We start from the raw sequence: 12927 nt of genomic DNA, 5'->3' as shown, positions 1-12927 counted from the left end.
AGCACCGTCTCCGGGGAGCGCCGGGGATGGCGCCTGCCGGCGCCCTCCCCCCGGCCTCCCCTCCGCTCGGCCTCCCCGCCGGAACGCCGGCCCCTCGCGACGCTCGCGAGCCGGCCGGTCGACCGGTTTCCTCCGCCGGCGGATCGGCGCAAGCCTCCCCGGCGACCCGGCCGAGCCCGTTCCTTACCACGTCCTCCGATTCTCAATCGGTCGCACACCCGCGACGGGAGGCGTCAGATGCCGTTCGTCACCGAAGTCACCGCCCGACTGGAAAACAAGCCCGGGCGGCTGGCCAAGATCTGCGCCGCGATGGCCCAGGAGAAGATCAACATCCGAGCCCTCTCGGTGATGGACTCGGGAGAGCGCAGCGTCCTCCGAATGATCGCCGAACCGGTTGAATCGGCTCGGCAAGTGCTCACCTCGCTCGGCGTTGAGGCCGACTTCTCCGAGGTGCTCTCCGAGGAGCTGGACAACAAGCCCGGCGCCCTCGCCCGACTGCTCCAGCGCTTCGCCGACGAACATATCAACGTCGAGTATGCCTACACCTCGGCCAGCGGCCCCGGCAAGGCGCTGGGCATCTTCCAGGTCGACAACGCCAAGAAGGCGATCCAGGTGCTTTCCCACGCCTCCGGCCCGAGCACGGTTTCCGACCGGGACAGCGGTCGCCGCCCCCTGCACTCGCGCTGAGGCCCCGCTCGGCGATCCGGGCGATCCGGGCGGTTCGACCCGGGTCGCCCCCTCAGCCGACCGGCCCCGGGAAGGCGACCCCGGCCGAGTCGGCCCGTTCCCGAATGGCCCGGAGGGTGTCGGCGGCCAGCGGGATCCCGGCGTGCTGGATCGCCTCGCGACGGGCCTGCCAGAGTTCCGGGAAGATCCAGCCCGGACGCTCCCCCTTCCCGGCGATCGCGCTGGCCACTCGGCGGTGGAAGGAGACCAGCGACTCGAACGCCGCCACCGCCACCGCCACCACGAGCACGTCTTCTCCTCCGGCCAGCAACGCCCAGGGAGCCAGGCGATCGATCGCCCCCTCCGGGGGGCCCCCCTCCTCCCCCGCGCCCAGGGTCGAATCGTAGACGACCGGCACCCCCTCGGCCGAGGGCACCGCCGCCGCCTGTGCCGAGCCGGGACCCAGCACCGCGCCGGCATACGGCCCGATCGCCAGGTCCGCCGCGATCGCCGCCGCCGGGCCGAGCTCCTCGGGCAATCCCACCACCCGAACCATCCCCACCCCCACGTCCCTCGCCTTCTGGGAGGCGATCACCGCCGCCCGGGCCAGAACCAGGGGGGGCAGCCCCCGCTTCGACTCCAGCACGGCCGTCGAGGCGTGCTCCGGCCCCACCCTCCCCTCTTGATTGGCGTCGAATTCTCCCCGCTCCAGCCGAGCGAGCCAGGTCACGAGCGAGGCGATGCCGAACTCGTGGGCAGCGACTGCATCATACCAGAGCAGCAATCGGGCCATCGCCGAGGCCCGCTCCCGGGCCAGGCCGGCTCGGGAGAGCAAGTCGGTGGCCAGTCGGCGCAACTCCTCGGGGCGATAGCGGTGGGATTGGCTCACGATCAGGACGCTCCGGGGCAGGCGGGGACCGCTCGGATCTTGCCGGACATCCCGAGTTTACCGTATCAACCGGGCGGAGCGCAACGCCGAACCGACCCGGCCCCGGTGGGTCGAGGTTCTCCCGAGAATCGCCGAGGGGGAGCCGGAGGCAATCCGATCAAGATCCGAGGATCAGGCCCAGTTGCCCCGAGGCCCCCTCGGCCCGCTCCCGTTCCCATTCCTGCCGGACAAGCGAGAGCCCGAACGCGCAGAGCTCGAACTCCACGCTCAGGCGGCGCAGGACGGGAGCCTCGTCCCCGCTGTAAGTGCTGGCGAGATAATACGATCGCTTTCCCTGCTCCTGGAAGTCGATCAGGTGGTCGGCCGACATCGCCGCCCGAAGCTTCGGCAGGGCCTCGGGGTACACTCCGGTCCAGAACAGGGTGAAGTCGCCGATGTGCCGGTGACACTCGCGTCGGCGCTCCTCGTCGGCTGACGACTCGGCCTGCGCGACCATCGCCGTCACCTCGGAAACTTGCTTCCCCTCGGCGTCCCGCAGCTTGTAAATCGCTTGCGAGGGCACGAACCGGGTGAGCAGCCCGGCCACGTAGTCCACCAGTCTCGGGTCGGCGATCCCTAATTCAGTCTGGAACGTGTTCTCCGTGATCCCCCAGAACAGGCGGTTCAGTGGATGACGCTCGGGCACGTCTCTCGTCATGGTTGGGCGCTCCTCACCCTGGACGGAAACGAGGACCTCGGGAGGCCGGGCGATGCGAAGAGAAGAAATGAGATCGCCCTTCAAGCAAATTCTACGCCAATCCCGGATACCGGACAAGCGAACATTCACCCCCCATCCCGCTGTGTCGCCTTGAAGGGACGGGCGAAGCATGGCAAGATGGAATTTTATAGAAGAGAGCCGGCATCCTCCGCAGACGGCGAGGGGGGGTTGCTCCGAGAATCGTCGCATCGGCGGGGGGAGGAGGGTCGTTTGCGTATCACGTTCCATGGCGCGACCAAGCAAGTCACTGGGAGCGCCCACTTGGTTGAGATCGGCTCCAAGCGAGTCCTGCTCGACTGCGGCCTCTTCGAGAGCGACCGCTTCAACCCCGACAGCCCGAATCGCCGCTTCGACTTCGATCCGGCTTCCCTCGACGCGGTGATCGTCTCGCACGCGCACAACGACCACATCGGCCGCCTCCCCGTGCTCGTGAAGGCCGGCTACACCGGGCCAATCTACGTCACCCCCCCCACGGCCGACATCCTCAACATCATGCTCCGGGACAGCGCCCGCATCCAGCGCGAGGACGCCCGGAACGCCCAGCTCCGCAACCCCGACGCCGAACCGCTGGACCCCCTGTTCGAGCTCACCGACGTCGAGTGGGTGATCGAGCGCCTCGTCCGCCTCCCCTACGAACGCCCGACCGAGATCCTCCCCGGCATCACCCTCACCTATCACGACGCCGGCCATATCCTCGGCTCGGCGATGGTCCAGCTCGACTTCAAGGAACACGACGCCCGCCGCCGCTTCCTCTTCACCGGCGACCTCGGCCGTCGCGACATGGGGATGCTCTCCAACCCCACGGTCGTCAAGGAGATTGACGTCCTCGTCTCTGAGAGCACCTACGGCGCCAAGCAGCTCGACACCTACGACACCCTGCTCAAGCAGCTCCACGCCATCGTCCTCCGAGCCATCCGGCTGCAGAGCAAGATCATCATCCCGGCCTTCAGCCTCGGCCGCACCCAGCGGATGATCTACAGCCTGCTGGAGCTCTTCCACCAGCACCGTGTGAAGCCCATCCCCATCTACGTCGACAGCCCGCTGGCCACCCGACTGACCGAGGTCCACCGCGATCACCCTTCCGCCTATACCGAGGAGTCCCGCCGGCTGCTCGACTCCGAAGGGGGCTTCTTCAACTCCCCCGACGTCCACTTCTGCCCCACCTGGGACGACTCCCGCCGCCTGAACTACCTGCATGGTCCTCTCGTCATCATCGCCTCCAGCGGCATGTGCGAGGCCGGCCGCATCCGCCACCACCTCCGCCACGCCGTCGAGGACCCGGACAACGCCGTCGTCATCGTCAGCTACCAGGCCGAGAATACCCTCGGCCGCCAGATCGCCGAGGGGGTCGAGCGCATCCAAATCATGGACCGCTGGCACGACCTCAACTGCGCCGTCTACGTCCTCGACGGATTCTCCGGCCACGCCGACCGCAACGATTTCGCCTGGTGGTACGAGCAGACCGGCGGCGGCATCGAATCCGCCTTCCTCGTCCACGGCGAGCCCGAGAGCATGGAGGCCCTCGCCCCGCTGCTCCAGTCCCACGTGCAGAGCCCGGTCATCATCCCCGAGAAAGGCCAGGGATTCGACGTCTGATCTTCCCTGGCTCCTCCCCCTCGCTCCCCCAATCGGCCGTCCGTCCCGGCGCCCTCGGTCGATCCTACCGGTGCCATCCACCCATTCCGCGGCAATCTCCCCGCCTCACTCCGGCACGAGAAGGCTCATCTCCTTGACCCGGAACCGGCTCGGCCTGTTGTCGGGCTGGATCCGGATCGCATCGATCGCCCCGGCGATCCACACCACCAGGCTCCGGTCCTTCCCGGTCGGCAGGGTCCAGCGATCGTACTGTTGGTCCGTCGGGAACCCGGACTGATCCGACCTCCTCCAGCCCAGCTTGAACCGTGCCGACGTCTCCGACCCGTTCTCGTGATCGTACCGGATCCGGATCCCCGCCACCCAGGTCCGCTCCGGCAGGGTGAAGGTCGCCCAGGGATCCACTCCGGTCGCCTCGATCGTGCGCGACTTCGGCTCCCAGCGCGCCAGAACCATCGAATCGGGGGCTGAGGTGATCGGGATCTCCCGCATCGGCGGATCGGGCTTCAGATCCCGGAACACGCCGAGTCTCGCCGCTCCGAGCATCGGCAGCGCCGTCGCCAGCTCGTCATGCGACGAGTGCAGGAAGCCGGAATGGCGAGCCGCCAGCACGAAGGGGGGCACCCCCGACCGGATCTCGGCGAGCACGGTGTCGGAGTTCGCCTTCCGCGCTCGAGCCTGATCCAGCCCAGACCGCGAGTTCGGCCAGAGCAGCAGGAGCAAGGCCGACAGGATCGTCATCGGAACGAGCCGACGACCCGTGTCGGACCCGAACCGAGCCCACGCCAGCGCCGCCAGAATCGGAATCGGCGCTGAGAGGGTGACGTACCTCGGCTCCAGTCCCGACCGATCGTTCCCCCCCGCCCTCCCCCAGGCCAGGCCCAGGCAGAGCAGGCCGAACCCCACCAGGACGGCCAGGAGCCCCAGCGCCGAGGCCCGGTCCCCCGCCTTCCGCCAGCTCACCGCGACGAGCATCGCCGCCGTCGCGATCGCCAGGAGGAGCACCAGGCCCCCTGCGATCCGCCAGCCTTCCCCTGCGGTCGGCCCCAGTCCGATCGAGAGAAACTGGACCCCGGTCCTCACGACCGCCCCCAGGCTCGACGCCCGGTCGATCTGCCGCGGCCGGTCGTAATTCACGAAGTAGAAGGCCGTCAGTGCCACTCCAGGAACCGAGGCGGCGATCGCTCCCCAGCCTCCCGACGCCTTCTTCCGGAGCCGGGCGATCCCGACACCCACCAGCCAGGCGGCCAGCGGGGGCACCATGGCCAGGCCGTTGGCCCCGCACAGGGGAAGCATCGCCAGCAGGACACCCAGCGTCACCAGGGTTCCAGGGCCAACCCGCCCTCGGTTCCCGGCGAGCAGGGCGGCGGCCCAGAGCCCCAGCATCGTCGAGAGGCCGAACTGGATCTGCCAGCTCCAGAGCAGGTTGTTGAAGTGCCCGAAGTGCAGCAAGGCGATCGGGAACACCGCGTCGGCATAGCTCGATCCGCCCCGGAACCTCCTCGAGGCCCCGATCAGCAGCGCCGAGGAGGCCGACAGGCACGCCACCGTGCCGAACATCCCCGCCCGAAAGTCATAACCCGCGGCGGGATAAGCGAGCAGGAGGACCAGCCTCGGCAAGGGGAGTCGATGCTCGTTATGCATCGACCACAAGTATCCGAGCGAGACCTCCTGGTTCCCCACCAACGCCGGCACGATCGCGAAATCGTCGTAGAGCGGCACTTCCGGGCCGAACCGGGCGATCAGCCACACCGCCGCGACCGTCATCGCCAGCCAGGAGCTTCCGCAGAACCAGGACGCCCCCGGCTCGGGATCGGGGAGAGGCATCGGCCGATCGGGGGGAGACGGATCGGACATCGATCAGCGAGCCCCCGCCGCCTGGGCCTCGGAGAGCATCGCGATCGCCTCCTGCCTGGTCGACTCGGCGGCCGAGTCTCCTCGGAGCATCGCGGCCAGCTCGTCGACCCGATCGTCGGCCACGAGTTCCTCGATCGTCGTCCGGGTCCTGCCCTTGCTCGTTCGCTTGCGGATGACCCACTGGTGCGAGGCGAAGCTGGCCATCTGAGGCAGGTGCGTGACGCAGATCACCTGATGGTGCTCCGCCAGCGCCGCCAGCTTCTTTCCCAGCACCGCCCCCAGTCGGCCGCCGACCCCGGTGTCGATCTCGTCGAAGACCAGCGTTGGCACCCGGTCGACCCCCGCCAGCACCGTCTTGATCGCCAGGGTGAGCCGAGACAGCTCGCCGCCGGAGGCGATCTTCCGTAGCGGCCGGATCGGCTCCCCGGGATTCGGGGCAAACAGGATCTCGATCCGGTCGGCTCCCGACTCCGGCGGGGGGCAGGCGGTCGGGTCGTCTCCCATCGGTTCCGGCTCGAGCTGGACCGCCAGCCGGGCGTCTCCCAGGTTCAGGTCCTTCAGGTGGGCCTGCACCGCCCTGGCGAATGCCTTGCAGGTTCTCCGTCGGGCGTCCGACAGCTCCCGGGCGGCCACCTTCAGGGCCTCCCAGGCCTGCGACAGCGGGGCGTCGAGCTGTTGGAGATCGGCGTCGTCGCGCTCGATCGCCGCGAGCTGGTCCTCCACCTCCTCCAGCCGAGCGGCCAGCCCGTCGGGCTCGCACCGGAACCGCTGGCTGAGCTTTCGATAGAGCGCCAGCCTCGATTCGAGCCGATCGAGCCGCTTCGGGTCGTCCCCGGTCTCCTCGGCGAGGTCCCGAAGGGTGTAGGCGATCTCTCTCGCCTCGTCCGCCAGGCGGGAGAGCGTCGCCGAGGCCGCTCCCAGCTCCGGGACCGCATCGGCCAGCGGCTCCAGCCGGCGGGAGACCTTGCCCAGCAGGGCCTGGGCCGACCGCTCCGCATCGTAGAGCAGCGCGTACCCCTCGGCGGCCGCCTCCCGGATCGCCTCCGAGCCCGCCAGCCGCTTCGCTTCTCGACTCAGCTCCTCGTATTCCCCCGGCTTTGGGTCGGCGGCCGACAGCTCGTCGCGCTCGAAGGCCAGGAGGTCGCGCTCGCGACGGCGCCGCTCGGCCGCCTCGATGAGGGCCAGCCGCGTTCTTCGGAGCGAGTCGTGGGCCGCCCGGGCCTCCCGATACGAGGCGACGACCGCCTCCAGCCCGCCATACGCGTCGAGCAGGGCCCGCTGCCGGTCGGGGTCCAGCAGCGTTCTCGTCTCGTGCTGGCCGTGCACGTCGATCAGCCGCGGGGCCAGCCTCCGGAGCGTCGCCACCGGCACCGGCAGTCCGTTGGCGTGCGCGACGCTCCGGCCGTTCGAGCCGATCCGGCGGGTGAGGATCAACTGGTCGTCGTCGATCGGGCCGCCGAGGATCGCCTCGACCTCCTCGCGCAGCTCCGCGTCGGCCGAGAGGTCGAAGACGGCGGCGGCGCGGGCTTCCTCCTTGCCGGATCGGACCAGCTCCAGCGACGCCTTGCCGCCGAGCACCAGCCCCAAGGCCGTCAGCAGCAGGCTCTTGCCCGCCCCGGTCTCGCCGGTCCAGGCACAGTAGCCGCCCCGAAGCTCGACCCGGGCGTCCTCGATCAGCGCCAGGTTCTGCACCGACAGTTCTCGGAGCACGGCGAGCGACCTCCGGTTGTCCTCACCACCCGAGCCCGGCCCTCCCAACGGGGCGATCGCCTAGCGCAGCCCCAGGTTCCGGGCGTGGAAGTCGACGGCCTCCCGCACGTGGGCGTCCCAGTACGCCCAGTCGTGGCCGCCGGGGAACTCCTCGTACTCATGCGGAATCCGCAACGCGTTCAGGTGCTCGTGGAAGGCCCGATTCTGGTCGAGGAGGAAGTCGTCGGTGCCGCAGTCGAGCCGGAGCTTCGGCAGAATCCCGTGGTCAATCCGCTCGACCAGGGCGAACGGGTCCTCATCCCCGTTGGAGGGATCCTCCCCGAAGATCCGGCTGAACTCCGGGCTTCGCTCCCTCCCTTCGCCGAGGCCGTGGACGAATCCCACCGCGCCGGAGTGCGAGGTGACGCTGGCGAACCGATCGTGATGCTTCACCCCGATCTTGACCGCCCCATAGCCTCCCATCGAGAGGCCGCCAATCGCCCGTCCCGCGCGCTCGGCCTTCACCGGGAACGTCCGGTCGATCAACCCAACCACCTCGAGCACGTCATCCTCGTAGGCCGCCCCCTCGACCGCGTTCGTGTACCATCCCCGACCGCCGTCGGGCATGACCACCACCAGCGGCAGGCCGGCGACGTATCGCTCGATGCTCGTCCGACGCATCCAGATCGAATGGTCGTCCGAAAGCCCGTGCAGCAGGTAGAACACCGACCAAGGGCGGGGCGTCTCCTCGTCTTCGGGAAAGACGACGTTGAACGAGGACGCCTTGCGCAGGGCCTTGCTGAAGGAGTGAATCGTGGCGAACGCCATGGGACGGCCTCCGTCGGCGGTCGGGGTCGCGAGCGACACGCTCCGGAGGCGTCACTTCACCCTTGAGCCGGGGGCGCAGTCCGGGTCGCTCGGGGACAGCAGGATGACCTTATCGCCCGAGCTGGCCGCCAGCAACATGCCGTTGGACGCCTCGCCGCGCAGCATCGCCGGCGCCAGGTTGTTCACCACCACGATCAGCTTCCCGACCAGCTCCTCCGGCTGGTAGTGCGGGCGGATGCCGGCGACGATCTGCTTCGTCTCGTCTCCCACGTCCACCTGCAAGAGCAGCAGCTTGTCGGCGTTCGGATGCGGGCGCGCCTCCAGCACCTTGGCCACGCGCAACTCGATCTTGGCGAAGTCGTCGTAGGAAATCGGATCGGCCATCGTCGACTCGATAGGCTCCGGGTCAAGCGGGACCGGGCCGGCCCGCCTCCCCGATTCGGCTGGGTCCTCGGTCGGGGCACGAACTCCGCACCCCTCGGCCGGTCATCCTATCGCCCCGTTGATCGGCCCGTCAAGCCATCGGTCTGAACTGGCGTTCACAATTTTCCGCCACGGCCGAGGGACCGATTCGGTCCCCCGGCCCGTCCTCCGGCCCCTGCCTCCGCGCTCGGCACGCCGGCCGATCGAGGCCAGGCGATCGCCCTCGGCGCTCGGGTCATTGCGCCGCCCGTTCCGGATCGAATCGGATCGAATCGGATCGGATCGGATCGTGGCGGGGAAGCGATCCTGGTCCCCTCCCCTGCTCGTTCCCCCGGCGAGGCGAGGCCAGCCGGCCCAGGCCCCGGGCGAGGTCCCGGACCACCGCCCAGGCGATCACGAACGGCGTGCTCGGCCGGGAGAGGATCGTCGGCAGGTTGCGCTCGAACAGGAAGTGCCCGGAGAACATGAAGGCGTAGCCCCCCAGGAACAGCCCCAGCGACCAGAGCGGCCGGAACGGCAGCAGCAGCAGGGCCGCCGCCACCATCGGCCAGCCGACACCGACGTGCAGCACGTGGTTGACCGGGTGCGAGTGGTCGCGGCGATACTTCGCCACGAACTCGGAGAGCCAGGGGGAGCCGGAGGCCGAGGGCATCAGCGAGGGCATCGGCGGTACTCCTCGCCCGATCGAGCGGGCGGCCAGCAGAGGGGAATCCGTTCCGGACCCGGCCCGCGGTGACGGCCGGGGCGCCCCACGCTATCCGGGACGCCGCCGGCCTCCAAGATCAGTCGCTCCCGGCCGAGGGTCAATCCGCCTCGCCGTCCGCCTCCGGGCCCGGGATCAAGGCGGGATCCAGCCCCGTCCTCGTCGCCGGGTCGTCGTAGCGGTCCAGGCCGGAGTGGACGACATCCGGCCAGCGCTTGGCAAAGTCCCAGTGCGGATCGTTGTCGCTGTCGTGGCAGCGGATGCAGAGCGACCGCTCCGCCTGTTCGAGCGTGACCCGGACGTGTTCCCGGTACTCCGGGTTCATCGGGTCGGAGACGTGCCGCGAGCCGGGCCCGTGGCAGTTCTCGCACTGCTGCCCCTTGAGATGGGGGGTCTGCGCGGCGTTGACAAACCCGGTCTCGAAGCCGAAGCCGGTCGAGTGGCAACTGACGCACTCGGCGTCCATCGTCCGGTTGCCCCGGCGTCCCGTCTCGATCGCCGGCCAGGCGAAGGCGTGCCTGGTGCCCGACCACTTCTCGAAGGTGTTCGGATGGCAGGCCTTGCACGTCTCGGCGCCGACGAACGTCGCGCCGCTGGGGTGCGGCCGGCGGGGGAAGTTCTCCAGCACGTCGTTTTGGTCGAGCCGAACGAGGTACTCCTCCGCCAGCAGCGATCTGATGGGCTCGGCGTCCTCGTACCGGAGGTCCAGCGGCACCCGACGATACCGAGGCCGAGCTCCGTCCCCTTCAAAGAGATCCACCAGGCCGACCTGCTGCCCCTTCTTCCCCACGAGCACCAGCGTTGTCCCGCCATCGTGGAACAACTCCGGCTTCATCGGGAAGGAGTCGAACTCGGATCGGCCGACGACGACCTCGACCTCGGGCATCGCCTCGGCCACCGATCGGGCCAGGTCGCTCGGCCCCTGCACCAGCACCACCTGCACGTCCGACTCCGCCTCCAGTTCGGGCAGGGCGTCGCGGGCCGCTTCGATCGGGTCGCGCAGCTCGGACAGGAAGAGTTCGAACTCGGGATCGCCGAGCGACGCGATCGCCTCGGGGTCGACCACCGCGAGCACCCCCACGGTCAACGGCCCGGCCTCGACCGTCACCCTGGGCCGGAAGAGTTCCTCGAACCCTTCGACCGGGGTCGCGTTGGTGACCACCACCGGAGGGGCGTCGGGCACGTTGAAATGCTGGCCGACGTACTCGCTGATACCGACTTCCAGGTCCTCCGCCCCCAGGGCCATCGCCTGGTAGCCGAGCCGAGCGAGCGCCTCGAGGCCGATACCGAGCTTGATCCGCTCCTGCTCCGGCCCCCCTCGGGAGGCGGCCGGGTCGGAGATCAGGCTGCCCAGGTCCAGGGGAACCAGTGGCGTGCCGTCCGCTCGAAGCCGGCTCATCAGGTCCGCTCGGCGTCCGAGCCCGCCGCTCTGCCCCTCGGTGCAGCCGCACGGTTCGAGATAGCCGAGCTGCTGGCCGGACACCAGCAGAATCACGTCCGGTTTCGGGCCGTCGTCCTCGGCGACAGCCTCCGAGGCGGAAGAACCTGCCCGGTCGGACGAGCCCGGCGTTGAGCCCGGCTTCGAGCCCGACGAACAACCGACAGAGGCGAGGATTGCCGCCGCCAGGCCGACGGCGGAGACGGCCCGCCAGGGGTTTCCTTCGTTCGCCATCGCTTCCGATCTCCGGGGCGGGTGGGCGTCGGAGGACCGGGCCCTCCAGGGCTCGGGGGGGGCCAGGCCCGTCGGCGATCGGCCGACGTCGCCTGCTACGCCGCCGGCCTCCGCTCGGTTCGACGAGAGGCGACGATCAGCCTCCCCGGATGAGCACCTCGACCGGGATCTTCACCTCCTCGGCCTGCGGATGATCGGTCTTGAGCACCACCGTTCCCCGATGAACCCCGGGCCGGGCCCCTTTCGGAACGCGGAGATCCAGCCGGTACTGGCGGAACTCAGCCCCCTCGGGGCTGATCGGCTCGGGGTCGATCGACGCCTCGAGCACTTCCTGGAGCGCCTCGGGGAGCTGGATCGTGAACGACGTCCGGTCGTGGTTGCGGACGTTGACCGTGACCGAGGTCGACCGGCCCCTGCTGCTGGGGACGCCGGGCATGTAGACCCGCTCGGGCATCGTCGCGATCGGCCCGACGACCTGGCCGCTGACCGGGATGCGGACCTCCGGCTTGATCGGGTGGTCGGTCGTCAGCGACACCTCGTCGGTGAATCTCCCCAACGGCAGGCCGGGCTTGACGGTCAGGGTCAGCAAGTAGCCGTTGCGAAGCTCGGGCGTTTCCTTCCGATCGCCGCCGATGGGGGGCCCGCCCGAAACCTGAGACGGCGGATTGATGAGCATCGGGGCCCGCTCCTCGTTGAATGCCCGAAGCTCCTCATCCGACAGCGGCCGGATCGTCGCCACCACCGTGTCGGGCCGGGAGGTGGACGGCCCCTTCGTGATCGCCAGGGTCTCTGTGCTCGGGGAGAACAGCACCGCGTCGGTCGAAACCTCCTCGTCGCTGGGAACCGTCCCCAGGTCCAGCCGGTTGGGATCGACCACCACCGAGGGGGTGACCAGCCCCTTGATATTGAGCGTCAGGGATGGGTTGAACTCGTAATCGTTGGTCGAGAAGCGGGCGAAGGTGCTGAAGGCGCCGATCTTCTGCCGGGTCTCCCAGACCAGGCTGATCTCGGCCCGCTCGCCCGGTTCAATCACGAACTCTTCCCCCTCGACCATCGACTTCTGATCCGGCCCGATCCGGACGCCGGTGCAGGTGCACGGCTTCTCGGCGAACCGGAGGCGCAGCGGGCCCTCCCCCTCGTTGCGGATGACCCAGGTCCGCTCCCCTTCGTCCTCCTCGCTCATGAGGCCGAAATCGAAGGTGTCGTCTCCCTCCACCACGGCTTTCGGGGGAGGACCGGCCTCCTCCTCCAGCCGGGCCGAGGGGACCGGGCTGCCGACGTCGGCCGGCAGGTAAGACACGGCCAGCGGGACCGTGGCGGCCACGAGGACGACCAGCACGGCCAGGATGATCCAGCGGACCATGATGGGACAACTCCGTGTCGGGGGTCGGCCGGCGACCGGGGATTGGATCGCGGCGGAGAGGTCGGCCCGGCCCGTCGAGTTCACGACGACGAATGAACGCATGAAGGCGGGGCGATTCGAACGGGTTCCGATGCCCCCCAGGATCTTACAGGATCTTAAGAGAACCGCTCCGCGATGGTCAAGCCGCCCACCCTCCGCACCCTCCGCTCCCCGGGCCGATCGGTTCGATCGGTCAGTCGGTGTTGGGGTGTCTCGAGGGCCGGGGGGCCGGGGCGGTGCGCCCGCGCAACGCAACGAGCCCACCGGACGCGAACGCGGGCCCGCCCTCAGCGGCTCTCCGACCGACGGACCAACCACCCTGGCCCCCGCCGGGGGGCGATCGGTTCGATTCGAGGAGACGGGGAGCCGCCGTTCCGGGATCCAGGAGCCTCGGGCCTTGCCGAAGCCCCCTCCCCGGCTCGTCTCCCCAGGCCGCCGGGGCCCTCCT

11 protein-coding genes are annotated in these 12927 nt (G+C 69.5%); 2 read left to right on the top strand and 9 right to left on the bottom strand.

All coding sequences use genetic code 11. The features are described 5' to 3' along the window. Nucleotides 1-237: 237 nt before the first annotated feature. Entirely contained in the window at nucleotides 238-687 is a 450-nt protein-coding gene (locus TsocGM_RS10985) for an ACT domain-containing protein (RefSeq protein WP_126725413.1), read from the top strand. A gap of 52 nt (nucleotides 688-739) precedes the next feature. Here TsocGM_RS10985 and TsocGM_RS27620 read toward each other — a convergent pair whose 3' ends face one another. Both TsocGM_RS27620 and TsocGM_RS10975 read right to left on the bottom strand, forming a co-directional pair. Next, nucleotides 740-1555, bottom strand: coding sequence for an Ldh family oxidoreductase (locus TsocGM_RS27620; RefSeq protein WP_158633495.1), 816 nt, complete (start codon nucleotides 1553-1555; stop codon nucleotides 740-742). 157 nt (nucleotides 1556-1712) lie between these two features. Beyond that, nucleotides 1713-2252: a hypothetical protein gene (locus tag TsocGM_RS10975; protein ID WP_126725411.1), complete on the bottom strand. Its 540-nt coding sequence runs from the start codon at nucleotides 2250-2252 to the stop codon at nucleotides 1713-1715. Nucleotides 2253-2522: 270 nt separating this feature from the next. On the opposite strand from TsocGM_RS10975, the gene TsocGM_RS10970 reads away from it, so the two are divergent. After that, nucleotides 2523-3908 (top strand): MBL fold metallo-hydrolase, encoded by a 1386-nt coding sequence (locus TsocGM_RS10970; protein WP_126725410.1) that lies wholly within the window; start codon nucleotides 2523-2525, stop codon nucleotides 3906-3908. 105 nt (nucleotides 3909-4013) lie between these two features. Here the strand turns inward: TsocGM_RS10970 and TsocGM_RS10965 are convergent, their stop codons facing one another. The 7 genes from TsocGM_RS10965 to TsocGM_RS10935 all read right to left on the bottom strand — a co-directional run bounded on the left by TsocGM_RS10965 (nucleotide 4014) and on the right by TsocGM_RS10935 (nucleotide 12440). Continuing rightward, nucleotides 4014-5732 (bottom strand): hypothetical protein, encoded by a 1719-nt coding sequence (locus TsocGM_RS10965; RefSeq protein ID WP_126725409.1) that lies wholly within the window; start codon nucleotides 5730-5732, stop codon nucleotides 4014-4016. Between the two features lie 33 nt (nucleotides 5733-5765). Continuing rightward, a complete protein-coding gene (recN, locus tag TsocGM_RS10960; RefSeq protein WP_126725408.1) occupies nucleotides 5766-7472 on the bottom strand; it encodes a DNA repair protein RecN in 1707 nt (568 codons plus the stop codon). A 60-nt stretch (nucleotides 7473-7532) separates the two neighbouring features. Next, nucleotides 7533-8279, bottom strand: coding sequence for an alpha/beta hydrolase (locus TsocGM_RS10955; protein ID WP_126725407.1), 747 nt, complete (start codon nucleotides 8277-8279; stop codon nucleotides 7533-7535). A gap of 51 nt (nucleotides 8280-8330) precedes the next feature. Beyond that, nucleotides 8331-8663, bottom strand: a complete 333-nt coding sequence (metG, locus tag TsocGM_RS10950) for a methionine--tRNA ligase subunit beta (protein ID WP_126725406.1) — start codon at nucleotides 8661-8663, stop codon at nucleotides 8331-8333. 274 nt (nucleotides 8664-8937) lie between these two features. Continuing rightward, nucleotides 8938-9366 carry a DUF962 domain-containing protein gene (locus TsocGM_RS10945; protein WP_233578740.1) on the bottom strand — a complete coding sequence of 143 codons (429 nt, stop codon included), beginning with the start codon at nucleotides 9364-9366 and terminating at the stop codon, nucleotides 8938-8940. Between the two features lie 139 nt (nucleotides 9367-9505). After that, nucleotides 9506-11077, bottom strand: coding sequence for a multiheme c-type cytochrome (locus TsocGM_RS10940; RefSeq protein WP_126725405.1), 1572 nt, complete (start codon nucleotides 11075-11077; stop codon nucleotides 9506-9508). 136 nt (nucleotides 11078-11213) lie between these two features. Continuing rightward, a complete protein-coding gene (locus tag TsocGM_RS10935; protein ID WP_126725404.1) occupies nucleotides 11214-12440 on the bottom strand; it encodes a DUF1573 domain-containing protein in 1227 nt (408 codons plus the stop codon). Nucleotides 12441-12927 lie beyond the last annotated feature (487 nt).

Origin of the sequence: Tautonia sociabilis (assembly GCF_003977685.1) — a bacterium.
Lineage (GTDB): Bacteria > Planctomycetota > Planctomycetia > Isosphaerales > Isosphaeraceae > Tautonia > Tautonia sociabilis.
This window is presented reverse-complemented; position numbering and strand designations above follow the sequence as displayed.